The sequence below is a fragment of the Embleya sp. NPDC059237 genome (assembly GCF_042754105.1).
GTDB lineage: Bacteria > Actinomycetota > Actinomycetes > Streptomycetales > Streptomycetaceae > Embleya.
In genome coordinates, this window is record NZ_JBHZAE010000021.1 from 108,219 (window position 1) to 131,363 (window position 23,145).

Sequence of the window (23,145 nt, forward strand, 5' to 3'; positions counted from 1 at the left end):
ACACCCCCACCCTGCGCCGCCCCCGCCGGTGCGCACAGGGTCTCCCGGCCCTGTCACGAGGTCTTCCCCAGGGCCGACCGGCCTTGTTCGGGATGTCGTCGACCGAAATCGCGAATCTTCCATGCTGCGAACAGGAGACGCGTGCGACGTGGTTTGACACGATGGACGCGACAGCCGTTTCGACGGTCTTCGATCCTCTGGAGGGTTTGTGGCGTCGGATCAGCGACCGGCATTGCCGCGGATGCGTCTGGACGAGTTGTTGGACGAGCTCCAGGCGCACGTGGAGGTGGTGCGTTCGGCCCGGGATCGGGTGAACGGGCTGCTGGAGGCGGTGCTGTCGGTGGGCAGCGATCTGGACCTGGAGACCGTGCTGCGCCGCATCGTCGAATCGGCGGTGTCGCTGGTCGACGCCGAATACGGCGCCCTCGGCGTCATCGGCGACGAGGAACGCCTGGCCCGATTCCTACCCGTGGGCATGGACCCCGCCACCATCCTGCGCATCGGCCCCTTCCCCACCGGACGCGGCATCCTCGGCCTGATCATCCGCGACCCCCACCCCCTGCGCCTGCACGACCTCACCCAACACCCCGACTCGTTCGGCTTCCCGCCCGGCCACCCACCCATGAACACCTTCGTCGGCGTGCCCATCCGCATCCGCGACACCGTCTTCGGCAACCTCTACCTCACCGAGAAACACGGCGGCGCCGACTTCGACGAGGACGACGAGGCCGTCCTGCGCACCCTGGCCGCCGCCGCGGGCGTGGCCATCGACAACGCCCGCCTGTACGACGACGTCCGCCGCCGCGAACGATGGCTCACCGCCAGCTCCGACCTCACCCGCAGCCTGCTCTCCGGCCGACCCCCCGCCGACGTGCTCCGCTCCTTCACCACGACCATCCGCGAGATGGCCGACGCCGATCTGGTGACCCTGGCGGTGCCGGTGGCCGGCAGCGACGACCTGGTGGTGGAGGCCGCCTCGGGCCCACTCGCGGACGGCGTTCGCGGTCTGGTCCTGTCCGGCGAAAGCACCCTGATGGGCAAGGTGTTCGCCTCCGGCGAGACGATCGTCAGCAACGATCTCAGTCGCAATCCCAGCGCGGTGGTGGCCAAGACGGTGGCGCCCGAGCTGGGTTCGGCGTTCCTGCTGCCGCTCGGCACTCGCGAAAGCATCCGCGGCGTGCTGCAGGTCGCCAATCGAGTGGATCGCCCGCAGTTGTCGGACGCGGTGCTGCGCATGGTCACCGGCTTCGCCGACCACGCCGCACTCGCCCTGGAAATCGCCGAACGACGCCGCGACGCCGAACTGCTCACCGTGCTCCAGGACCGCGACCGCATCGCCCGCGACCTCCACGACCTCGCCATCCAACGACTCTTCGCCACCGGCATGACCCTCCAAAGCGCCACCCGCTTCATCGACCACCCCGAAGCCCTCGAACGCGTCGAAACCGCCGTGGACGCCCTCGACGACACCATCAAAGTCATCCGATCCACGATCTTCTCCCTCAAGACCCGCAACCGCGACACCGACACCGCACTGCGCTCACGCTGCCTGCGCGAAGTCGACGCCGCCACCGAAACCCTCGGCTACGCCCCCACCCTGCGCGTCGACGGCCTCCTCGACACCACCGTCCCCGAAACCATCGCCGTCCACCTGATCGCGGTCCTACGCGAAGCACTCGCCAACACCGCCCGCCACGCACACGCAACCCACGCCGAAGTACACGTGGAAACCGACGGAACCGAAGTATGGCTACACGTCCGCGACAACGGCGACGGCCCACCCACACCCCCAACCCGCGACAGCGGCCTCGCCAACATGCGCGAACGCGCCGAAACCCTCGGCGGAACCTGCACATTCGGCCCGGCACCCGACCACGGCGCACTACTCGAATGGCGCGTACCACTGGGTTGACCGCGTTCGCCTTCGGGTCACTCGGCCCCCGTCGCCGGGCCCATCGGCCCCTGTGTGGCGGGCGCGGTATGCGTTGACATGGACTCGAAAAAGGCAACGCCGCCCGCGCGGTTGCCCCTTCGAGAAGGGACGAGTCCATGTCTGCCATTCCGCCCCCTCCCACCGGACACGTGGTCGTCGGCGTGGACGGATCGCCCGCCGCGCTCTCCGCCGTCACACAGGCCGCCCTGGAAGCGGCGAACCGGCATCTGCCGTTGGAGATCGTCAGCGCCTGGACCCTGCCCGGCGACGGGCAACTCGACGCCTACGTACGGCAGATGCGCCGGGAGGCCGAGGAGGCGACGAAGGCGGCCGTCGCCCACGTACGGGCCCTGCACCCGCAGATCTGGACGATCGCCCGGGTCCGCCGAGGCCCCGCGCACGAGGTCCTGCTCGCCTCCGCCGAACACGCCTCCCTCGTGGTGCTCGGAAGCCGCGGGCACGGCCGGATGGCCGGTCTGCTCCTGGGCTCGGTCAGCCTTTCGGTGGCCGCGTACACCCCGTGCCCGCTGCTGGTGGTGCGCGACCGGCACGAGGCCCCGTCCCGGCCGGACGGTTCCGGTGAGGGCTTGGTGGTGGTGGGTGTCGCGGGCTCGGACTGCGGCCTCGCGGTGGAAGCCGCTTATGAGGAGGCCGAGTTGCGCCACCTGCGGGTGTGTGCGCTGAACGCGATCCCGCCGATCGTCCCCACCCCCCTCGGGCTGCCCGCGGCGGCCATCGAATCCCTGGCCGCGGAAAGCGCCGTGCGGCGGAGCGCCGTGGATGCCGCACTCGCCGCCTCGCGGGCCAAGCACCCCGAGATCGAATCGCAGGTGCGTGTCATACGCGAGGGCGCGAGTCAGGCGCTGGTGGAGGCATCGCGCGAGGCGGACCTGGTGGTCCTCGCCGCGCACCGTCGCACCGCCCGTTTCGGCACGCGTCTGGGACGGGTCGGTCACACGGTCCTGCACCACGCACACGCCCCCGTCCTGATCGTGCCGGTCGGCTGAGGCAACGGGCCGGGCCCGACCGAAGTCCCGGATGTGGTCGGACGGTTCGTCACGCGAGCGCGGTTCGTTCCGGGCACGAGGAAGGCGCACGAAGAGGACTGCGACCCGAGGCGGTCGTCCCGGATCCGTCGGGGACGACCGCCTTTTGCCGTGTCGGCCCGTCCGATCCATCGGCAACGTCCCGGCGGCAACCGGCTGTTGGACCCACCGTTTCGGGCCTCTCGGCCCTGGGGCGGCTGCCGGGATCACGGGAGATTGATGCCAACGGCCCGGCAGCGTACGACGGCGGCCGAGCGCCGGGCACCGGGCCCGGCGCCACAGGGAGGGAACCGACATGGCAACCGCACACGACCACCGACTGTCCTCGCGCCTGCACCTGCCCCACCGCCCCACCTCGGCGCCCCGGAGGGACGCGACCGGGCCCGACGTCGTGGCCGGTGCCCCGGCGATCGCCGCCACCCGCACCGTCGACGTCGCCGTGGCGGGCCTGCGCGTCCTGCTGGGCTTCGTGTTCCTGTGGGCGTTCCTCGACAAGACGTTCGGCCTCGGCTACGCCACCGCGAACGGCAAGGGCTGGGTCGACGGCGGCTCCCCCACCAAGGGATTCCTGTCCCACGTGCACGTCGGCCCGATGGCCGGCACCCTGCGCGGCTGGGCCGGGGAGACCTGGGCCGACTGGCTGTTCATGCTCGGCCTGCTCGGTGTCGGCCTCGCCCTGATCCTGGGCATCGGCCTGCGCCTGGCGGCCCTGTCCGGAACCGCCATGATGGCGCTGATGTGGATCGCCGAGTGGCCCCCGGCCAAGCACCTCGACAGCGGCAAGGCCACCGCCTCCACCAACCCCTTCACCGACTACCACGTCATCTACGCGATCTCACTGATCACCCTCGCCGCCGTCGCCGTCGGCAGCCGACTCGGCCTCGGCGCCCTGTGGGCCCGCCTGCCGATCGTCCGCGACCACCGCTGGCTGCTCTGATCACCACCACCATCACCACGGACCTCGGCCGGGTACCGTCCACGCGACGGGCCCGGCCGAACCACGTGCGGTCCCGATCCCGAAGCCCTGCGTACCGACAGGAGCCGGACACCATGCGCACCCCACACTCCCCGGCCGAGAAACCCGCCTCCGAACCACCCGCCGCCGAGCCACCCGCCGGCGACCACCCCGTGCGGGACGTACCGACGAGTCCGCTGCCCGAGCCGATCCGGCGATGGCTCGCCCATGCGGTGCCGCCCGGCGCGCCGACCCCGACCTCGGTGGAGCTGCGCGCGCACGGCCGGATCCGGGTACGGCGCCGGTGGTGCCCCTTCGAGTCCCGGCAGACCCTGACCCCGCCCACCGCGTTCCGCTGGGACGCGAGGGTGCGCGGGCCGGCGGGGATCCGGATCCGCGGCTTCGACCGCCTGGACGCGGCGGGCGGCGCGATGCGGTGGCGGCTGTTCGGCGTGGTGCCCCTCATCGGCGCGTCCGGTGCCGACGTGACCCGCAGCGCGGCCGGTCGCCTGGCCGGCGAATTCGTGTTCGTGCCCACCTTTGCGCTGCACCGCGACGTGCGTTGGCAGGGGTTGGACGACACGCGGGCTGTCGCCCATTTCGTCGTCGCCGGCCATCCCCGGGAGGTGACGGTGACCGTGACGCCCTCCGGCGCCCTGGCATCGGTCTCGCTGCCCCGCTGGGGCAACCCCGACGGCGATCGCCATCGTGAACACCGCTTCACCGCCACCTTCGACGGCGAGATCGCGCACGACGGATTCCTCCTGCCGACCGGAATCAGCGCCGGTTGGGACGACGCCGACGCGTTCATCCACTACGACATAGACGCGGCGGACTTCCGCCGCGCCGAGCCGTGACGTACACCCCGTCACGCACGGTGAGCGCGACCCGTTCTCTCGCACAGGGCCGTTCGGCCCTGGTCGAGGACCCGATGTGGTTCGAGAGTGGGGGGATGAGCGAAGACCTCGTGACGAATCGTCCCCTCGACCGCCGGGAGACGCTGGCGTTGATGGCCGGCGCACGCGTGGGACGTGTCGTCGTCAGCGAGGGCGCACTTCCGGCCGTGCACTTGGTGACGTTCGCCTTCGACGGGGAGTCGGTGGTCTTCCGCGCCCCCGCCGACTCCACGCTTGCGAGGGCCTTGGTGGACGCGGTGGTCGCGTTCCAGGCCGATTACATCGACCCGACGACGCTTGCCGGCTGGACGGGCACCATCACCGGCCACGCCTCCCGCGTCCGGGGCCCCGCGGCCGTCGCGCCCGTCGCGCGTCCCGAACACCCGCTGTCCGATGCCGAACCCGGGGAGAACCAGGCGTGGTTCTCGATCACTTCCGAGTTCGTCACCGGCCTGCTGGTGCGGCACACCACGGGCTCCGGTTCCCCGTCGGGACAGGCGACGGCGACCGACCCGCCGCCGGCTGCTTCGGGCGCGTGAGTTCGACCCGTCCATCCGACACCGCGATCCGTCAGGTGTTGCGGCCGATCGCTCTGCGGACGCCGTAGGCCGCGGCGCCGACCGCGATCACGGCGGCCCCGGCGAGTACCGAGGCAAGCGGCAGGGCGAAGGCCAGGACCAGGCAGCCCGACGTGCCGACGATCGGCACGATCCGGGCCGGGCGACCCTCGTCGGGGGCGAGGGTCCAGGCGGCGGCGTTGGCGATCGCGTAGTAGGCCAACACGCCGAAGGACGAGAAGCCGATCGCGCCGCGCACGTCCGTCGTGGCGGCCAGGATCGCGACCACGCAGCCGACGGCCGGTTCGGCCCGGTGCGGGACGTGGAAGCGCGGATGCACGGCGGCCAGGGCGTGCGGCAGATGCCGGTCGCGGGCCATGGCCAGGGTGGTCCGGGAGACGCCCAGGATCAGCGCAAGGAGCGAACCGAGTGCGGCGACGGCCGCACCGACCCGGACCACGGGCGCCAGGCCCGGGACACCCGCCGCGCGAACCGCCTCGACCAGCGGCGCGGCGGCGTCGGAGAGCCGGTCCGGGCCCAGTACCAGCAGGACGGCGACGGCGACCGCCGCGTACACCACGAGGGTGATGCCGAGGGCCAGCGGGATCGCGCGGGGGATGGTCCGCTTCGGATCTTTGACCTCTTCGCCCAGCGTGGCGATGCGCGCGTACCCGGCGAACGCGAAGAACAACAGCCCGGCGGCCTGCAACACCCCGCCCGCGGAGGCGTCCGCCCCGACGTCCAGCCGCGCCGCGGCCACCGAACCCGACGTCAGGCACACCACGACCACCATGGTGAGCACCACCAGGACGACCGCGACCACCGCCCGGGTCAGCAGCGCGGACTTCTGCACGCCCGCGTAGTTCACCGCCGTCAGCACCACCACCGCGGCGACGGCGACCGCGTGCGCCTGGTCGGGCCACACGTACGAGCCGACCGTCAGCGCCATCGCCGCGCACGAGGCGGTCTTGCCGACCACGAAGCCCCACCCGGCCAGGTATCCCCAGAAGTCGCCGAGCCGCTCGCGCCCGTACACGTACGTGCCGCCCGACTGCGGGTAGCGGGCCGCCAGCCGCGCCGAGGACGTCGCGTTGCAGTACGCCACCACCGCCGCCAGCGCCAGGCCGAGCAACAGTCCGGAGCCGGCCGCCGACGCGGCCGGGGCCAGGGACGCGAAGATCCCGGCCCCGATCATCGAGCCCAACCCGATCACTACGGCGTCGGACACGCCCAGATGCCGTTTCAGCTCACCCCCGCCGACCGGCACCGCAGACGTACTCATCGTTCACTCCTCGACGACGACGGCCGCAGGGAGCCGATGGGACGGGCACTTCGACAGCGGTGCACGATATCGGAAGGGGATGTCGCACGGATGACGACGAGGGGAACCGCCGGGGCCGGACGGGCGGGCGCCGGCGGTGCCTTCACTGTTCCCGGGCAATGCTCCGATTCAGCGCAGGCGTCGCAGGTACGGGTCGTGTCCGGGGCGCGGCGCGAGGCGGATGCGGGCGTCGAGGACGGTGACGCCGTCGGGGCGGGCGACCAGCGGGTTCAGGTCCGCCTCCACGAGTTGCGGCACGTCGTCCGCGAGCCTGGACAGTCGGTGCAGGACGTCCTCGATCCCGGCCGTGTCGACGGGCGCCGCCCCCCGGTGGCCGTAGAGCAGCGGCGCCCCGCGCGAGCCCGCGAGCAGCGTATGCGCGTCCAGGTCGGTCAGCGGGGTGAGCCGGGCGCCGTGGTCGGCCAGCACGTCGGTGGCCACGCCGCCGAGGCCGAACAGCACCAGCGGGCCGAGCACTTCGTCCTGGGTCACCCCGGCGATCAGTTCGACGCCGGACGCGGCCATGGGCTGCACCACCACGCTCTCCATCAGGGCGCCGACGCGATCGGCGAGGTCGGTGAAAGCCGCGCGCACCGCGTCGTCGCCGACCAGGCGCAGCCGGACCCCGCCGACGTCGCTCTTGTGCACGATGTGCGGGCCGTACGCCTTGAGCACGACCGCGCCGTCGGCGCCGAGCGAGGCGAGTTCGCGGGCGAGCGCCACCGCCTCGTCGGCGTCGAACGCCTGCCGCCACGGGCTGACCTCGATGCCGTAGGCGCCCAGCAGGCGGGCGCACGCGCGAGGCGGCAGCCATCCCCCGTCGGGCTCGCGCAGCAGATGATCGGCGACGAGCGCGCGGGCCGCGCCGCGGTCGACGTCGGCCAGCGGCGGCACCGTGCCGCGCGGGCGGGTCAGCCACATCGAGCGCTCGTAGGCGTGGGCGAGCGCGACGGCGGCGGTGCGCGCGTCGTTGTACACCGGCACCGTCCCGCCCAGGGCGGGCAACAGCTCGACGGCCGCGCCGCGTTCCGGAGCAATGACCACGACGGGCCGCGTACGGACCGCGGGGCCCTCCAGGAGGTCGCCCAGCGGGTCGCCGAGGGCGGTCGGCGCGAGGGCCAGGACGACCGCGTCCACGTGGCCGGCCGCCAGGACCCGGTCCACGCAGCGGCGCAGCGTCTCGCCGTCGACGGTGGCGGTGGTGTCGACCGGGTTGGCGCACGCGGCGCCGGCGGGCAGGAGGGCGCGCAGGTCGGCTTCGAGGTCGGGGCCGAAGCGCGGTACGGCCAGCCCCGCGTCCACGCAGGCGTCGGCCGCCAGCACCCCAGCGCCGCCCGCGTTGCCGATCACCGCGACCGCAGCGCCGTCGGGCAGAGGTTGCGCGTGCAGCAGCGCCGCGACGGCGACCAGGTCGCCGAGGGTCTGTACGGCGGTCACGCCGGCCTGGCGGAACAGCGCGCCGCGCGCCACGGTCGGGGTGACCGCGGCGGCGGTGTGCGACCCGGCGGCGCGGCGGCCGGCGGCGGAGCGTCCCGCGTCCACGGTGAGCACCGGCTTGACGCGGCCGACGGTGCGCGCGATCCGGGAGAACTTGCGCGGGTTGCCGAAGGATTCCAGGTGCAGGATCGCCATCGTGGTGCGCGAGTCGGCCTGCCACCACTGGAGCATGTCGTTGCCGCTGACGTCGTACTTGTCACCGAGTGACGCGAACGTGGACACGCCGATCCCCAGGCGGTTCAACTGCTCGATCAAGGCGATCCCCACACCGCCGGACTGCACCGCCACCCCGGCGCCGCCGCGCGTGGGGATGGTCCAGCCGAAGGTCGCGTTCAGGGCCGTCGCCGGGTCGGTCTGCGCGATGCCCAGGCAGTTCGGGCCGACCATGCGCATCCCGTGCCGCCGGATGGAGGCGTGCACGCGCGCGGCCTGCTCCGGCGTACCGCCCGAGGTCACCACGACCACGGCCCGCACGCCGACCCGTCCGCAGTCCTCGACCAGTTCGGGGACCCGGTCGGCCGGGACGGCCACCACGACCAGGTCGGGCACCTCGGGGAGCAGATCGGGCGTCGGGAACGCCGGTACCCCGTCCACCTGCGTCGCCGTGGGATGCAGTACGGCCAACGATCCGGGGTAGCCGGCCGCCATCACGTTGCGCAGCAGCGCCCGGCCGACCGAGTCCACCCGTCGCCCCGCGCCGGCGATCGCCACCGAGCGGGGCGCGAACAGCGGTACCAGACTGGCCACATCGGCCAACGCCTCGCGCCGCGCCACCGCGGTCAGGTAGCGCTCGATCGTCGGGATGTCGCCGTCCAACGGGATCTCGCAGCTCAGCACGCCGGACACGAGCCGGTTGCGGACCGGCATGCCCATGTCCTCCAGGACCCGCAACATCGGCCGGTTCCACGGCAACAGGTCCGCCACCAGCGTGCGTACGCCGTCCGCGCGGGCCATCGTCACCACGTGCTCGATCAGCAGCGTGCCGATCCCCCGGCCGTGCCACGCGTCGGCCACGGCCAGCGCGAGTTCCGCCTCGCCGGAGCGGGAGCCGGGGCCGGGGCCGGGGCCGTCGGCGCCGTTGTACTCGACGACCCCGACCACCTCGTCCCCATCGGGCGTGAGCGCGATCAGCGCACCGCAACCGTCCCGGTCGGGTGTGGTCACCCGCTCGGCGGTCTCGCGCGCCGCCGACTCCGACGCGCCGAAGAACCGCAGGTACAGACTCTCCGCCGACATCGCGCGGTGCATCGCCAGCACCCGGTCCCTGTCCTCGGGTCCGGGTCGCCGCAGCAGCACCGTCTCGCCGTCGGCGGCGAGCGCCCAGATCGCGTGCGGTGTACCGACCTCGTGCATGGTCCCGTTCCCTTCGGCCGGGGCGCGTTTCGCGCCGCTCGCGGCCAGCCTCGCGCCGATCCCGCGCACCGGGCAGGGCCGACCGGTCCCCGGACCCGGGTCCAACGACCCTGCCCGGCTCCGGGCAGGGCGGGCAGTGTTCCGGGTACAGGCCGACGGGCAATCGAACGGCCCGGGAGAAGGAGTCGACCGTGACCACGCACGTGGGAGCAACACCGATCGTCGTCGGCGTCGAACACACCGACGCCGGCCGCCTCGCCGTCGTGTGGGCCGCCGACGAGGCGGCCCGACGCGGCCTGCCGCTGCGCCTGGTGCACGCGCTCGACTGGCCGATCGGCGTCGAGCGCCGGCCCGAGCCGAACCCGCACCGCCTGACCTGGGGCGAACGTTTCCGCGCGACCGGCACCCGGGCCCTGGACGAAGCCCGCGAAACGGCCACGACCCGCCACCCTCGACTGAACACCGAGTCGGTCCTGGCCGACGGACCACCCGTAGCCGTGCTGCGCGAACACTCCCGGGACGCCGCGATGGTCGTGCTCGGCTCGCGCCGGCTGTCCGCGGCCACCGAGATGTTGACCACCGGCGGAATCGCGGTACCGGTCACCGCGCACGCGACCTGTCCGGTGGTCGTGGTCCGAGAGCCCGAGCACACGAGCGGCGAGCCGCCGACGATCGTGGTCGCGGTGGACGGGGCGCCGCACTCCGAACCGGCCGTGGCGTACGCCTTCGACGAGGCCGCCCGGCGCGGCGCCACGATCGTGGCCGTCAACGTCCGCCAGTTCTCCGGCGGGTTGTTGGCCGGGATGCGAATGCGCGAGGAGATGCAGGAGGGCCGACTGCGGCTCGCCGAGACGCTCGCGGGGTGGACGGAGAAGTACCCGAGCGTGCCGGTACACCGCGAGGTCGCCGTCGGACACCCGGTCGCAGTCCTGCGCGAGGCCGCCGAGCACGCCCTGTGCCTGGTCGTCGGCACGCGCGGACGCGGCGGCTTCGCGGGCCTGCTGCTCGGCTCGGTCGGTCAGGGCCTGATCCACCACGCCCGTTGCCCGCTGGTGATCGTCCCCACCTCGGCGGACGAGACATCCGCCGACCACGACTGAGCCCTCGCCGAACCGGGCATCGACGCACGGTCGGCCCCGACGCCCCCTCCCGTCTCCCACCCCCTGAAAGGGATTCCCCACCATGACCGAAGAATCGACCCCCCGTCCGGCTCCGCTCCAGGGACACGTCGTCGTCGGTTTCGACGGCTCCCCCGGCGCCGAACGAGCCGTGGACCTGGCCGCCGACGAGGCCGCCCGCCGAGACACCACCCTCGAAGTGCTGCACGCCCTGGAATGGGTCGAAGTCGCCGGCGGCGACGACCGCTTCGGGCAGCAGTTGCGCGAGAACGCCCGCGCCATCGTCGACCGGGGCGCCGACCGCGCACGCGCCAGACACGGCGACCTGCGGGTGCTCGCCACGGTCGAACTCGCCAACGCCATCGACGCGTTGGAGGCTGCGAGCGACCGCGCCGCCCTGCTCGTCGTCGGCAGCCGGGGCATGGGCGGCTTCGCCGGCCTCCTGATGGGCTCGGTCAGCCTGCCCGTCTCGGCGGCGGCCCGCTGCCCGATCCTGGTCGTCCACCCCGACCACGACACCGCCGTCGACCGTCCCGCGAAGCCGATCGTGGTCGGCGTCTCCGCCGACGACTGCGGCCCCGCTCTGGAAGCCGCCTTCGCCCAGGCGGCGGCCCGGAACCTGCCCGTACACGCCATCCACGCGTGGCGCTACCCGGCGTCGCTGGCCGGCGGCCTGGCGTTCGCCCCGGCCGTGTCGATCATCGACGACTGGCGCACGATGGCGGAGACCACCCTGGCCACCGCCCTCAAGCCCTTCCGCGACAAGCACCCGGACGTCCCCGTCACCGAGGACGCCGTCCTGGACACCACCGCCCACGCCCTGATCACCGCAAGCGCCGACGCCGACCTCCTGGTCCTCGCCGCCCACCGCAACACCGGCCGCTTCGGCCCCAACCTGGGCCGAGCCACCCACACAGCCCTACACCACGCCCACTCCCCAATCCTCCTCACCCCAACCCAACCCAACCCCACCCCCAAGTCCACCAACCCCCAACACCCCGACAACCCTCGCTGATCATCCGTCGCACGGCGCCACTTCCGGTGTTGACCAACCCCGACGGCCACCCGTTCTGCGTGGTGGCGCACAACGCGGACGCCGGCGGCTGACCGATCGGCAACGGGAAGTACAGGGGGAGGGTCGCGGATCGTATGCCCTGCCGCACACGATCCGCGCCCCCGGATGGTGACCGGGACCCCCGGTGCTCAGAGTTGTCCGGTGCTCGGGAAACGTTCCCAGACCCGGTGCGTGGCCAGCAACCGAGCCGTCGCGTCGACCACGGCCGCCGGATCGTTCTCGACGAGGACACCCGGGCTGTCGACGGGGATGCCCGCCGCGGCGAGGGCTTCGCCGGCCGTGGACCAGCCGCCGACGACTTTGGCGTGCCGGTACGCCTCGGCGAGGATCAGCGCGACGCGCGGGTCCAGCTCGCCCGTTCCGGAGCCCGCCTTGGCGTCGCGGGCGCCGTACGCGTCGGCGGCCGGTGCGGGTGCGCTCGCGAGCAGCACCGCGTCGAACTCCACCGAGCGGGCGGCGGCGAACGTACGCTGCACCGGAACTGGTTCGGCCGAGGAGCCGCCGAGCGCGCCACCGGTCGGCGCGATGATCAGCGGGACCATGTCCGCCCCGGCGATCGCGTCCCGCGCCGCGCGCAGAGCGCCGAGATCGCTGCCCTCGTCCGCAACGATGCCGACGACGCGTCCGGCCACCGGCCAGGTTCCGCCGACCTGGGACAGTGCGGGGCTGGGCCGTACGGACGCCGTCGGCTTCGTCGGCGCGGGCGCGGGCAGTCCCAGCCCGGCGGCGACCGCTGCGCACAGATGCTCGTCCACATTGGCCAACACACCCAGCGCCCGCTCGCGCACGGCGTCCTCGTAACACTTGGCGAGCTCGAACGTGTAGGCGCCGACCACATGTTCGCGTTCGACGTCGCTCAGGCTCAGCCAGAAGAGCCGCGCCTGGCCGAAGTGGTCGTCGAAGGACGCCGGTGCCTCGCGCACCTTCGTGGCGGCCGGTACCGCCACCGGGGTCTCCACGTACGCTCCCGCGTCGGCGCCGGCCAGGAACGGACAGCCCCCGTCGAGCGAGTTCGGGCGATACGGCGCGACGCCCGTGTGCACCGCGTCCTGATGGAACCCGTCGCGCTGCATGTCGTTGATCGGCGCGTGCGTGCGGTTGATCGGGATCTGCGCGAAGTTGGGGCCGCCGAGACGGGTGATCTGGGTGTCCAGGTAGGAGAACAGCCGACCGGCCAGCAACGGATCGTCGGTCAGGTCGATCCCGGGGACGAGATGCCCCGGATGGAAGGCGACCTGCTCGGTCTCGGCGAAGAAGTTCTTCGGGTTGGCGTTCAGGGTGAGCAGCCCGATCGGCTGTACCGGCGCCAGTTCCTCCGGCACGATCTTGGTGGGATCCAGCAGATCGATGCCCTCGAACGTCTGCTCCGGCGTATCGGGAAAGGTCTGGATGCCGAATTCCCACTGCGGAAACGCGCCCGCCTCGATCGCGTCCGCCAGATCGCGCCGATGGAAGTCCGGGTCCATACCGTTGATCAGCTGCGCCTCCTCCCACACCAGTGAGTGCACGCCCGCCTTGGGCTTCCAGTGGAATTTCACCAGGGTGGTCGACCCGTCGGCGGCGACCAGTCGGAAGGTGTGGACGCCGAAGCCCTCCATGGTGCGGAAGGAGCGGGGGATGCCCCGATCGGACATGTTCCAGATGGTGTGGTGGGTGGCCTCGGTGTGCAACGAGACGAAATCCCAGAACGTGTCGTGCGCGCTCTGCGCCTGGGGGATCTCGCGATCCGGATGCGGCTTCCCCGCGTGGATGACGTCGGGGAACTTGATGGCGTCCTGGATGAAGAACACCGGGATGTTGTTGCCGACCAGGTCGAAGACACCCTCGGAGGTGTAGAACTTGGTCGCGAACCCCCGGGTGTCGCGCACGGTGTCCGCCGAGCCGCGCGAGCCGAGCACGGTGGAGAAGCGCACGAACACCGGCGTCTCCACCCCCTCGGCGAGGAACGCCGCCTTGGTGACCGATGTCGCCGTGCCGTAGCCGCGAAAAACGCCGTGCGCCGCCGCGCCGCGCGCGTGCACCACCCGCTCGGGAATGCGCTCGTGATCGAAATGGGTGATCTTCTCGCGCAGATGGTGGTCCTGGAGCAGTACCGGGCCGCGCGGCCCCGCCTTGAGCGAGTGGTCCGAGTCGGGTACGCGCAATCCCTGGGCGGTGGTCAGGAACGCGCCTGCCTGGGCCCGGGTGGACTGCTCGGCGCCGGTGGCCTGCCCCGTGGGGCTCTGGGTGGCCGGCCCGTCCTGATCGGGCTTGGGGGGAAGCGGGTCGTGCGGGTCCGTCGGTTCCGTCACCGATGGCGCACGGCTGCCGGGACGTCCGGGAATCTGCGGGGCGGGGTCGGACTGGCTCATCATTCCTCCGGGCACAGCGGTTGTTTGGACCGTTGCCGCTTGCCCGTCCACGCGCGGGTGATACATCCGACGGGCCGGGTTCCCCGGTTTCCCTCATTCGTCGTCACCCGAGGTCCAAAAGCCGGAACGCCCGAGTCCGGATACATCGGCCGGCGCGCCCGCGCGGGCGCGCTCATTGCCGGGTGAAGTCGATGTCCTCGGCCGGGAGGATGCGGGCGCCCATGTTGCGCTCCATCATGCGCAGCGCCGCGTCGGCGAGGTCCTCGTGGATGTGGGCGACGGCGTCCCGTGCCACGGTCACCTCGAAATGCCGGATGTGGGCGTCCAGCGCCGAGTAGAGCACGCACTGCTCGGTGACCTGCCCCGTGAGCACGATGTACCGCACGCCCTTTTGCGTGAGCAGGTACTCGAGCGGTGTCTGGTAGAAGATCGAATGGCGGGCCTTGACCACGAACATCGACATGTCGTCGGGACGGATCGGGGAGCGGTGCCGAACGACTCCTGGTGGCCATATTCGCCTGCGCGTACCCGGAAGCGTTACCGCACAAGCGCCGGCACGGGTGAGGCGGCGAAAAGCGGGCAGCGGGCGGGAGGGGCACCGTCGTCCGCCCCGCCCGGAACGTCGGCGCCCCCCGCACATCACCGGATCAGCGATGAAACAGGAGCGTTCGCTCATGGATCGCGAACCATGTCTCGACATCCACCGAAGCCACGGGCGACTCGCCGTGGCGGCCGTGTCCGGCGAACTCGACGCGGACACGGCGCCCGGCCTCGATCGGCAAGTGCGCGAAGTGCTCGCCCGGCACCCGGCTCTCGTCCTGGACCTGGCCGGAGTCGACGGGTGCGACTCCTCGGGGTTCGACGCGTTGTTACGGCTGCGCCGGCGCGCATCGGCGGCCGGCGGGCGATTGTTCCTGGCGTCCCCGCCACCTCGGATACTCCGACTCCTGGCGACGAGCCACTCGGACATCGTCTTCGCCGTGCACAGCGACGTCGACGACGCTCGGGCCGCGTACACCTGCGGGGAACACGAGCAGACCTCGCCCTGAGGCGGACGACCCTCTCGCGGCTTCGCCGTCAGCCGCCGCAAACACAGGCGGCGGCGGGCGCCGGATCGACCTCGGGCCCACCCCCGCAACAGGCGTCGGCGCCCGGTGCCGAGCTCTTGCCCATTCGCTCGGCGTCGGCCTTGACGACGTAGACCTCCCACGGTTCCTTGCCGGGGCCGTGGACCCACACCTTGTCCTGGAGGGCGTAGCAGCAGGAGGTGTCGTTTTCCTCGAACGTGGCGAGTCCGGCGTCCTTGAGGCGGGTGATGGCGGCGGTGACGTCGTCGGTGGAGTCGACCTCGACGCCGAGGTGGTCCAGACGGGTGTCCCGGCCGGCCTCGCCCTCGATCAGGACGAGCTTCAACGGCGGGTCGGTGACGGCGAAGTTCGCGTAGCCGGGTCGGCGCTTGGCGGGCTCTACGCCGAACAGCTTGGAGTAGAAGGCCACCGACGCGTCGAGGTCGGCGACGTTGAGCGCAAGTTGCACACGGGACATGACAGCTGCCTCCATCGGCTTGTATCGATGTTGATCGATACAAGCTTGCGCGTTGGATCGAAGAACGTCAACATAGAGGAATGTCAAAACAGAAACTCGTGGTGCTCGGGCAGGACGCCGACGGATGTTGCCCGGCCCTGTTGACCGCCCCGCTGGACGAGGAGCAGGCCCTCGACCTGGCGCGGGTGTTCAAGGCGCTGGGCGACCCGGTGCGGCTGCGGCTGTTGTCGATGATCGCCTCCCGTGCGGGCGGGGAGATCTGCGTCTGCGATCTCACCCCGGCGTTCGACCTGTCCCAGCCGACGATCTCCCACCACCTCAAGCTGCTCAAGCAGGCCGGGCTGATCGCCTCCGAACGGCGCGGGACATGGGTGTACTACCGACTCCTGCCCGCCACGACCGACCGCCTCGCCGCGATCCTCACCCGCCCCGCCGGCGAACCCCTCCCCGAACCCGCCCCCACTCCGGTCGACGCGTGAGCGCCCCGGCCGCGACCCCCGCGGGACCGGTCGCCGGACGACTGTCGTTCCTCGACCGTTTCCTCGCGGTGTGGATCCTGCTCGCGATGGCCGCCGGCCTCGGCCTGGGCCGACTCGTCCCCGGCCTCGGCGACGCGCTCGCGAAGGTGACGGTCACCGGCGTCTCGCTGCCGATCGCGCTCGGCTTGCTCGTGATGATGTACCCGGTGCTCGCGAAGGTGCGCTGGGACCGGCTCGACACCGTCACCCGCGACCGGCGGCTGCTCGTGCCGTCCCTGGTCCTGAACTGGGTCGTCGGTCCCGCGCTGATGTTCACCCTCGCGTGGCTGATGCTGCCCGACCTGCCCGAGTACCGCACCGGCCTGATCATCGTCGGCCTGGCCCGCTGCATCGCCATGGTGATCATCTGGAACGACCTCGCCTGCGGCGACCGCGAGGCCGCCGCCGTCCTGGTCGCGCTCAACTCGGTGTTCCAGGTGATCGCCTTCGCCGCACTCGGCTGGTTCTACCTCGACGTGCTGCCCGGATGGCTCGGCCTGGACCGCACCGCCCTGGACGTGTCCGTATGGGAAATCGCCCGCAGCGTGCTGATCTTCCTCGGCATCCCGCTCCTGGCCGGATTCCTCACCCGCCGCCTCGGCGAGAAGACCCGCGGCCGCACCTGGTACGAGACGAGACTGATCCCCAGGATCGGCCCGTTCGCCCTGTACGGACTCCTGTTCACCATCGTCGTGCTCTTCGCCCTCCAAGGCGACGCCGTCACCTCCAAACCGCTCGACGTCGCCCGGATCGCGCTGCCCCTGCTCGCCTACTTCGCGGTGATGTGGGGCGGATCCATGGCCGTCGCACGCGCCGTCGGCCTGGACCATGCGCGGGCCACGACACTGGCGTTCACCGCCGCCGGCAACAACTTCGAACTCGCCATCGCGGTCGCCATCGCCACCTTCGGCGCCTCCTCCGGACAGGCCCTCGCCGGAGTCGTCGGGCCCCTCATCGAGGTGCCGGTGCTGATCGGCCTCGTGTACGTCGCCCTCGCCGCCCGCCGCCACTTCCCCCAACCCACCGCCACCGCAGCCCCGGAAGGTCCCGCCCGTGTCTGAACCCGCCGCGCCATCCGTGCTGTTCGTGTGCGTCCACAACGCCGGACGGTCCCAGATGGCCGCCGCCTGGCTCACCCACCTCGCCGACGGCCGGGTCGAGGTACGCTCCGCCGGATCCGCGCCCGCCGACGCCGTCAACCCGGCCGCCGTCGCGGCAATGGCGGAGGTCGGCATCGACATGTCCGCCGAGACGCCGAAGATCCTGACCACGGAGGCGGTACGCGCGTCCGACGTGGTGATCACCATGGGTTGCGGCGACACCTGCCCGATCCTCCCCGGCAGGCGATACCTCGACTGGAGGCTCGACGACCCCGCCGGACAGGGTGTCGAAGCCGTACGGCCGATCCGCGACGAGATCGAACGACGCGTCCGCGCCCTGCTCGCCGAACTCGGCGTCGAGGCGGCCTGACCGGCGCTGCCGTGTGCCGCACACCGACTATCGCCTTCCCCGCGTTCGGGCGTTCGCCAGACGACATCGGCCGGGAACGCCCGAGCCGGTCCCGGCCGTGTACCCGGTTCGCCGATCTTCCGCGTCGGGCTCGGGCAGGCTTGTCACGTGACCTACTTCGTACACGTCGACGTCGTCCCCCCGAGCGGCCATCCGCCTCTGGACAACCTGCGGCGGGCAGGCATAGCAAGCCTGCTCGCCGAACCCCTGGAGCGCCTGGAGGGCGTCGACGGCCCCGACGACATGCGCATCGACCTCGACGACTTCCGCGTCGGCTCGCATCCCGAAGGCGCCCTGGTGCTCATGGAACTGAACGCCCCCGCACTGGAGTTCGCCGAGACGGCGGCCCGTGAGGTGGTCGAGGAGATCCTGGAGAACACCGAAGGCTTGGAGGAGTGGGTGGTTGCCTCGTGCGAGGTCAAATTGCACGACGCGCTCGCGCGAAAGAGCCTCGCCGCCGCCGACGGCCCCGACGCGCCGCCCGCGGACCCGGCAGAGCGCGCCCTACTCCACCGCCGCCCCGTGCCGGACCCGAACGTGGGCGCGCCGACCGACGAGGAAGTCGAGAGGTATTGCAGGCGACTTCGGAGCCTGGCCCCACGTCTGACCTGTTTCTCCGCAGCCCGATTCGGTCACACCGACTCGGACCCGCTCCCCCACGCCACCGTCGAACTGGCGGCAGGCGCCCTCGTCTACGCCATCGATCTGCTCACCGACGAACTCTTCGGCGACCTGGTGAGCCTGGCCGAGGACGAAGTGGCCGACCATGTCGAGGACTCCGACGCGGACTTCTTCATTCTGGACGAACTTCCGCCCGCCTTCGCCGAGCAGTACACCGAGTTGTTCGTCCGCCGATTCATCATCGCCGCCGCCGGTGTGACCCAACGCCTCACCTCGACCGCGTGGCACCCACCCGCCACCACGGCCGAGGCACTCGCCCTGCACCTCCTCCTCCAGGAAGCCGTCCCCGTCCTCGACATCCACGGCCTGTACGACCACGACATCAAGAGCGCATACGCCGCGTTCAGAGAGGCGGTTCTGGGGGATCTCGACCCGGAGTGGCTCTACGAGGAAGACCCGTTCGACGAACAGGGCTCGGTCACCGACTGGTTCAAAACCTTCGGATCCGACACGCGGGTCCACTTCTACACCCTCGGCGACTGACCAACGCGGCACCAACAAGCCGGCCGCCACCACACATCACGCACCCGCCGTGGTCGCCGGCGAAACGATGTGGCGTAGGTATGCCTGTGGGTCATGCATGAACCGGCGCCGGCGGTCGACGATTTGAACGTAGCCTCGGACGGGGCCGACCACGCCCCGGACGACACATGAACCACCAAAGGACACACGTGAGCACAGAGCGATACCACATCTCGGTCCCCGGCCATGTGCTCGACGACCTGCGCGAGCGGCTGCTACGCACCCGGTTCACCACCGCGACGAACCCGGTGTACTGGGCGGCCGGGGTCGATCCCGGCGCCCTGCGCGAGCTGGTGGCGTACTGGGCGGACGGCTTCGACTGGCGGGCGGCCGAGGCTCGGCTGAACGCGTACCCGCACTTCCGCGCCGAAGTCGGCGGGCGCAAGGTGCACTTCGTGCACATGCGCGGCAAGGGCCCGGCCGGTGGACCAACCCCCTTGCCGCTGGTACTCAGCCACGGATGGCCGAGCAGCTTCGTGGAGATGTTGCGGATCGCCGAGCTGCTGACCGACCCGGGCGCACACGGCGCAGACCCGGCGGACGCATTCGACGTGGTGATCCCGTCGCTGCCCGGGTTCGCCTTCTCCGAGCCGCCGAGCGGCCCGTTCACGCGGCGCGCGGTCGCCGAGACGTGGCACGCGCTGATGACCGACGTACTCGGCTACCCTCGCTTCGGTGCCGAGGGCGGCGACATCGGCAGTGGGATTACGCAGTGGCTCGGCGCGCTGTTCCCGGACGAGGTGGCCGGCGTACTCGTCACCTCGTCGGTGGTCCCGACCGACTTCGGCGCGGCGCCGCCGACGCCCGAGGAGCAGCAATTCCTGGACGCGCTGGCCGTGTACGACGCCGCCGACGGCGGCTACAGCGCGATCATGTCCACCCGCCCGGACACCGTCGCGGCCGCGCTGATGGACTCCCCGGCGGGACTGCTGGCGTGGATCGTGGACAAGTACCGCGACTGGAGCGACTGCGGTGGCGACGTGACGACGCGCTGGGACCGCGACACGCTGCTGACGGTGGCGACGCTGTACTGGGCGACCGAGTCGATCGGCACGTCGTTCCGCGAGTACCACGACTGGTCGCACGACCGGCCGCTGCCGCCGATCACCGTGCCCGGCGCCGTGACGCTGAGCAACGAACCGGCGTTCCGCGGCATGCCCCGCGGCCTCGCCGAACGGACCTTCACCGACCTGCGGCAATGGCACACCCCGGAGCGCGGCGGACACTTCATGGCCCACGAGGAACCCGAACAACTGGCCCGCGACCTGCGAGACTTCTTCCGACCGTTGCGAGTCCGGGACCGGTAGGACTTCGCCGGTTTCCCGGAATTTGCCGGTTCGGTCGTATCCCTTCGCCCGGCATGGACGCCTGTGTGAGTGTTTCGCTTGCTCGGGCACGAACCCCGTCCTGCCCGGTCGTTCGCGGCTCACGAGATGCCCGCGACAGCAGGTCGGTGTCGTGGTCGAGGTCTGCCTTCCACCAAAGGAGCCTCGATGAATCGAAGAGTGACCACCACCGGGACCGTCCTCGCCTTACTCGCCGGCCTCACCGTCGGCGCGGCGGCCCAGTCGGCCGCGGCCGAACCGCCCGCGCCGCCCGGCTCTCAGGCGCTCGCCGTCTCCGCCGCCGACCGGGCCGCCGCAAGCGGCCTGGACGTTCTGGCCCAGGGACCCGACGAGCAGTACGAACGGCAGTCGGTGACGCCGTGGGTCGACGATCTGTACTCCGTCGCCTACGAGCGCACCTACCGCGGCCTGCCGGTCGTCGGCGGCGACGCCGTCGTCCTCGCCGACGGCAAGGGTCGCGTCCGCGCGACCCAGTCCGCGAGCGACGTACGGATATCCACCCCGGTTCACCCGATCGTGACGGCCGACGCCGCGGAGACCACCTCCAGGGCCGAACTCGCTTCGGTGGACCGGGTCGAGTCGCACCGCCTGGTCGTCCGGGTCGGGGACGATCGGAGCAATCTCGCCTGGGAGACCGTGCTCGTCGGCCGCACCGCGACCGCGCCCAGCAGGCTGCACGTCTTCGTCGACGCGAGCACGGGCACGGTGCTCGACAAGGTCGACGACGTCAAGGCCGGCACCGGCAACAGCCAGTGGAACGGCCCGAACATCCCGATCGACACCACCAAGTCCGGTGCCAGGTATTCGCTGCGCGACCCGGGCCGACCCGGCCTGTCCTGCGCGGACTACTCCACCGGGACGGTGTTCTCCAAGTCCACCGACTCGTGGGGCAACGGCCAGGCATCCAGCAAGGAAACCGGCTGCGCCGACGTCATGTTCGCGGCCCAAAAAGAATGGAACATGCTCCGCGACTGGCTCGGTCGCAACGGCCACAACGGCAGCGGCGGCAGCTGGCCGGTCAAGGTCGGTCTGAACGACGTCAACGCCTACTGGGACGGCTCGTCCGTCTCGATCGGCCACAACCAGAGCAACCAGTGGATCGGCTCGATGGACGTCGTCGGCCACGAATTCGGCCACGGCATGGACCAGTTCACCCCCGGCGGCGCCAACGGTGAAGCCGGACTCGGCGAGGGCACCGGCGACATCATGGGCGCGCTGACCGAGGCGTACACCAACGAATCCTCGCCCTACGACACCCCCGACTACACCGTCGGCGAAACGGTCGACCTGGTCGGCCAGGGGCCCATTCGCTACATGTACAAGCCCTCCACCAACGGCGACCCGAACTGCTACAGCTCGTCGATCCCCAACACCGAGGAGCACGCGGCGGCCGGACCGCTCAACCACTGGTTCTACCTGCTCGCCGAGGGCACCAACCCGGGCGGCGGCAAGCCGACCAGCCCGACCTGCAACAACACCACCCTCTCGGGCGTGGGCATCCAGAAGGCGGGCAAGGTCTTCTACGGCGGCATGTTGCTCAAGACCAGCGGCATGACCTACAAGAAGTACCGCACCGCGACCCTGAAATCGGCGAAATCCCTCGACCCCACATGCGGTCTGTTCAACAAGACCAAGGCGGCGTGGAACGCCATCAGCGTGCCCGCCCAGTCCGCCGACCCCACCTGCACCGCGGGTTCCGGCCTGGACGACTTCTCGGTCGCCTTCACCTCGCCCTCGGGCATCGTGACACCGGGCGACTCGATCACGACCGCGGTGAGCACGGCCGTGACCGCGGGCGCGGCGCAGAACGTCACGCTGTCCACGAGCGGTCTGCCCACCGGTGTGACCGCGACCATCACCCCGGCGTCCGCCGAGGTGGGCGGCTCGACGCTGACCCTGTCGGCGAGTTCGACCGCGCCGGCGGGCACCTACCCCGTGACCGTCACCGGTAGCGGCCCCACCGCCACCCACACCGCCCGGTACACCCTCACCGTGACGGGTCCCGGCAACCGCAGCCTGGCGCCGCCCGACATCAACGTGGCGAACGTACAGGCGCATCTGGCCCAGCTCAACCAGATCGCGAACCAGAACGGTGGCAACCGCCGTGCGGGCAGCGCCGGTTACACCGCGTCCGTGGCCTATGTGAAGGGCAAGCTCCAGGCCGCCGGCTTCACCGTGTCCGAGCAGGTCTGCACCTCCTGCCGATACCGCTCCAACAACCTGATCGCCGACTGGCCCGGCGGCCCCGCCGACCAGGTCGTCATGTTCGGCGCCCACCTGGACGGCGTCAGTGCCGGTCCCGGCATCAACGACAACGGCTCCGGCTCGGCCACCCTCCTGGAGAACGCCCTCGCGCTCGCCCGGGCCAACCCCACGCTCACCAAGCACGTGCGCTTCGGCTGGTGGGCCGGCGAGGAACAGGGCCTCCAGGGCTCGCAGTTCTACGTCAGCCAACTCACCTCGACACAGCGCGCCGCGATCAGGGGCTATTACAACTTCGACATGGTCGCCTCACGCAACGCGGGCTACTTCGTCAACAACATCAACTCGGCCACCGCCGCGCCCCTCAAGGCGTACTGGGACACGCTGAACCTGCGTCCCGAGGAGAACGTCGAGGGCCAAGGCCGCTCCGACGACTACTCCTTCCAGCGGGCCGGCATCCCCACCTCGGGCTACGCGGCCGGCGCCAGTGCCACCAAGACCTCTGCGCAGGCGGCCAAGTGGGGCGGCCAGGCCGGCCGATCGTACGACTCCTGCTACCACTCCGCGTGTGACACCACGAGCAACATCGACGCCACGGTACTCAACCGCAGCGCCGACGGCGTGGCATACACGATCTGGAAGACCGCGGTCGCGGTCACCACGCCCACCGCGTAACCCTCAACGATCGCCGGTACCGGCCGCCCGAAGCGGGCCGGTACC

At 71.4% G+C, this 23,145-nt stretch carries 18 protein-coding genes and 1 pseudogene; 14 read left to right on the forward strand and 5 right to left on the reverse strand.

What is annotated here, in order from left to right:
- Positions 1-241 precede the first annotated feature (241 nt).
- The 5 genes from ACFXKZ_RS43500 (at position 242) to ACFXKZ_RS43520 (ending at position 5,369) form a co-directional block, all read left to right on the forward strand.
- A complete protein-coding gene (locus tag ACFXKZ_RS43500; protein ID WP_380010722.1) occupies positions 242-1,912 on the forward strand; it encodes a GAF domain-containing protein in 1,671 nt (556 codons plus the stop codon).
- A 137-nt stretch (positions 1,913-2,049) separates the two neighbouring features.
- Complete coding sequence (locus ACFXKZ_RS43505; RefSeq protein WP_380010725.1) at positions 2,050-2,940, forward strand: universal stress protein; 891 nt, start codon at positions 2,050-2,052, stop codon at positions 2,938-2,940.
- Positions 2,941-3,274: 334 nt separating this feature from the next.
- On the forward strand, positions 3,275-3,916 hold the full coding sequence (locus tag ACFXKZ_RS43510) for a hypothetical protein (RefSeq protein ID WP_380010728.1): 642 nt from the start codon (positions 3,275-3,277) through the stop codon (positions 3,914-3,916).
- Positions 3,917-4,029: 113 nt separating this feature from the next.
- The gene (locus tag ACFXKZ_RS43515) at positions 4,030-4,791 is read left to right on the forward strand and encodes a DUF6544 family protein (RefSeq protein WP_380010731.1); all 762 of its coding nucleotides are present in this window, start codon (positions 4,030-4,032) and stop codon (positions 4,789-4,791) included.
- Between the two features lie 95 nt (positions 4,792-4,886).
- Positions 4,887-5,369, forward strand: coding sequence for a pyridoxamine 5'-phosphate oxidase family protein (locus tag ACFXKZ_RS43520; RefSeq protein WP_380010734.1), 483 nt, complete (start codon positions 4,887-4,889; stop codon positions 5,367-5,369).
- Between the two features lie 31 nt (positions 5,370-5,400).
- On the opposite strand, the gene ACFXKZ_RS43525 is transcribed toward ACFXKZ_RS43520, so the two are convergent.
- The gene (locus tag ACFXKZ_RS43525) at positions 5,401-6,669 is read right to left on the reverse strand and encodes an APC family permease (protein WP_380010737.1); all 1,269 of its coding nucleotides are present in this window, start codon (positions 6,667-6,669) and stop codon (positions 5,401-5,403) included.
- A 168-nt stretch (positions 6,670-6,837) separates the two neighbouring features.
- Positions 6,838-9,558 (reverse strand): GNAT family N-acetyltransferase, encoded by a 2,721-nt coding sequence (locus ACFXKZ_RS43530; protein ID WP_380010740.1) that lies wholly within the window; start codon positions 9,556-9,558, stop codon positions 6,838-6,840.
- 191 nt (positions 9,559-9,749) lie between these two features.
- Here ACFXKZ_RS43530 and ACFXKZ_RS43535 point away from each other — a divergent pair, with 191 nt between their 5' ends.
- Together ACFXKZ_RS43535 and ACFXKZ_RS43540 are read left to right on the forward strand one after the other, a co-directional pair.
- Positions 9,750-10,658, forward strand: a complete 909-nt coding sequence (locus ACFXKZ_RS43535) for a universal stress protein (protein WP_380010743.1) — start codon at positions 9,750-9,752, stop codon at positions 10,656-10,658.
- 82 nt (positions 10,659-10,740) lie between these two features.
- Positions 10,741-11,691, forward strand: a complete 951-nt coding sequence (locus tag ACFXKZ_RS43540) for a universal stress protein (protein ID WP_380010746.1) — start codon at positions 10,741-10,743, stop codon at positions 11,689-11,691.
- Between the two features lie 188 nt (positions 11,692-11,879).
- Here ACFXKZ_RS43540 and ACFXKZ_RS43545 read toward each other — a convergent pair whose 3' ends face one another.
- Together ACFXKZ_RS43545 and ACFXKZ_RS43550 are read right to left on the reverse strand one after the other, a co-directional pair.
- Positions 11,880-14,105 carry a catalase gene (locus tag ACFXKZ_RS43545; RefSeq protein WP_380010987.1) on the reverse strand — a complete coding sequence of 742 codons (2,226 nt, stop codon included), beginning with the start codon at positions 14,103-14,105 and terminating at the stop codon, positions 11,880-11,882.
- Positions 14,106-14,274: 169 nt separating this feature from the next.
- Positions 14,275-14,583 (reverse strand): annotated as a pseudogene (locus tag ACFXKZ_RS43550) (cysteine hydrolase family protein); the annotation flags it as partial.
- A gap of 193 nt (positions 14,584-14,776) precedes the next feature.
- On the opposite strand from ACFXKZ_RS43550, the gene ACFXKZ_RS43555 reads away from it, so the two are divergent.
- On the forward strand, positions 14,777-15,151 hold the full coding sequence (locus ACFXKZ_RS43555) for an STAS domain-containing protein (RefSeq protein WP_380010749.1): 375 nt from the start codon (positions 14,777-14,779) through the stop codon (positions 15,149-15,151).
- 28 nt (positions 15,152-15,179) lie between these two features.
- On the opposite strand, the gene ACFXKZ_RS43560 is transcribed toward ACFXKZ_RS43555, so the two are convergent.
- Entirely contained in the window at positions 15,180-15,647 is a 468-nt protein-coding gene (locus ACFXKZ_RS43560) for an ArsI/CadI family heavy metal resistance metalloenzyme (protein WP_380010752.1), read from the reverse strand.
- Positions 15,648-15,727: 80 nt separating this feature from the next.
- Here ACFXKZ_RS43560 and ACFXKZ_RS43565 point away from each other — a divergent pair, with 80 nt between their 5' ends.
- The 6 genes from ACFXKZ_RS43565 (at position 15,728) to ACFXKZ_RS43590 (ending at position 23,100) form a co-directional block, all read left to right on the forward strand.
- Positions 15,728-16,126 (forward strand): ArsR/SmtB family transcription factor, encoded by a 399-nt coding sequence (locus ACFXKZ_RS43565; RefSeq protein ID WP_380010755.1) that lies wholly within the window; start codon positions 15,728-15,730, stop codon positions 16,124-16,126.
- Positions 16,123-17,226: an ACR3 family arsenite efflux transporter gene (arsB, locus tag ACFXKZ_RS43570; protein ID WP_380010758.1), complete on the forward strand. Its 1,104-nt coding sequence runs from the start codon at positions 16,123-16,125 to the stop codon at positions 17,224-17,226. Before ACFXKZ_RS43565 ends, arsB begins: the two co-directional genes overlap by 4 nt.
- On the forward strand, positions 17,219-17,635 hold the full coding sequence (locus tag ACFXKZ_RS43575; RefSeq protein WP_380010761.1) for an arsenate reductase ArsC: 417 nt from the start codon (positions 17,219-17,221) through the stop codon (positions 17,633-17,635). The genes arsB and ACFXKZ_RS43575 overlap by 8 nt, the downstream gene beginning before the upstream one ends.
- A gap of 147 nt (positions 17,636-17,782) precedes the next feature.
- Positions 17,783-18,838, forward strand: coding sequence for a hypothetical protein (locus tag ACFXKZ_RS43580; protein ID WP_380010764.1), 1,056 nt, complete (start codon positions 17,783-17,785; stop codon positions 18,836-18,838).
- Positions 18,839-19,026: 188 nt separating this feature from the next.
- Complete coding sequence (locus ACFXKZ_RS43585; protein WP_380010767.1) at positions 19,027-20,184, forward strand: epoxide hydrolase family protein; 1,158 nt, start codon at positions 19,027-19,029, stop codon at positions 20,182-20,184.
- A gap of 186 nt (positions 20,185-20,370) precedes the next feature.
- Positions 20,371-23,100 (forward strand): M28 family peptidase, encoded by a 2,730-nt coding sequence (locus ACFXKZ_RS43590; RefSeq protein ID WP_380010770.1) that lies wholly within the window; start codon positions 20,371-20,373, stop codon positions 23,098-23,100.
- The last annotated feature ends 45 nt before the right edge of the window (positions 23,101-23,145 follow it).

Excerpts from the sequence above, each read along its gene's own strand:
- ACFXKZ_RS43530 (WP_380010740.1), bottom strand. The coding sequence starts at position 9,558 with ATGCACGAGGTCGGTACACCGCACGCGATCTGGGCGCTCGCCGCCGAC.
- ACFXKZ_RS43555 (WP_380010749.1), top strand. The coding sequence starts at position 14,777 with ATGGATCGCGAACCATGTCTCGACATCCACCGAAGCCACGGGCGACTC.
- ACFXKZ_RS43565 (WP_380010755.1), top strand. The coding sequence starts at position 15,728 with ATGTCAAAACAGAAACTCGTGGTGCTCGGGCAGGACGCCGACGGATGT.
- ACFXKZ_RS43525 (WP_380010737.1), bottom strand. The coding sequence starts at position 6,669 with ATGAGTACGTCTGCGGTGCCGGTCGGCGGGGGTGAGCTGAAACGGCAT.
- ACFXKZ_RS43560 (WP_380010752.1), bottom strand. The coding sequence starts at position 15,647 with ATGTCCCGTGTGCAACTTGCGCTCAACGTCGCCGACCTCGACGCGTCG.
- ACFXKZ_RS43500 (WP_380010722.1), top strand. The coding sequence starts at position 242 with ATGCGTCTGGACGAGTTGTTGGACGAGCTCCAGGCGCACGTGGAGGTG.
- ACFXKZ_RS43520 (WP_380010734.1), top strand. The coding sequence starts at position 4,887 with ATGAGCGAAGACCTCGTGACGAATCGTCCCCTCGACCGCCGGGAGACG.
- ACFXKZ_RS43515 (WP_380010731.1), top strand. The coding sequence starts at position 4,030 with ATGCGCACCCCACACTCCCCGGCCGAGAAACCCGCCTCCGAACCACCC.
- ACFXKZ_RS43545 (WP_380010987.1), bottom strand. The coding sequence starts at position 14,105 with ATGATGAGCCAGTCCGACCCCGCCCCGCAGATTCCCGGACGTCCCGGC.
- ACFXKZ_RS43505 (WP_380010725.1), top strand. The coding sequence starts at position 2,050 with ATGTCTGCCATTCCGCCCCCTCCCACCGGACACGTGGTCGTCGGCGTG.
- ACFXKZ_RS43540 (WP_380010746.1), top strand. The coding sequence starts at position 10,741 with ATGACCGAAGAATCGACCCCCCGTCCGGCTCCGCTCCAGGGACACGTC.
- ACFXKZ_RS43510 (WP_380010728.1), top strand. The coding sequence starts at position 3,275 with ATGGCAACCGCACACGACCACCGACTGTCCTCGCGCCTGCACCTGCCC.
- ACFXKZ_RS43590 (WP_380010770.1), top strand. The coding sequence starts at position 20,371 with ATGAATCGAAGAGTGACCACCACCGGGACCGTCCTCGCCTTACTCGCC.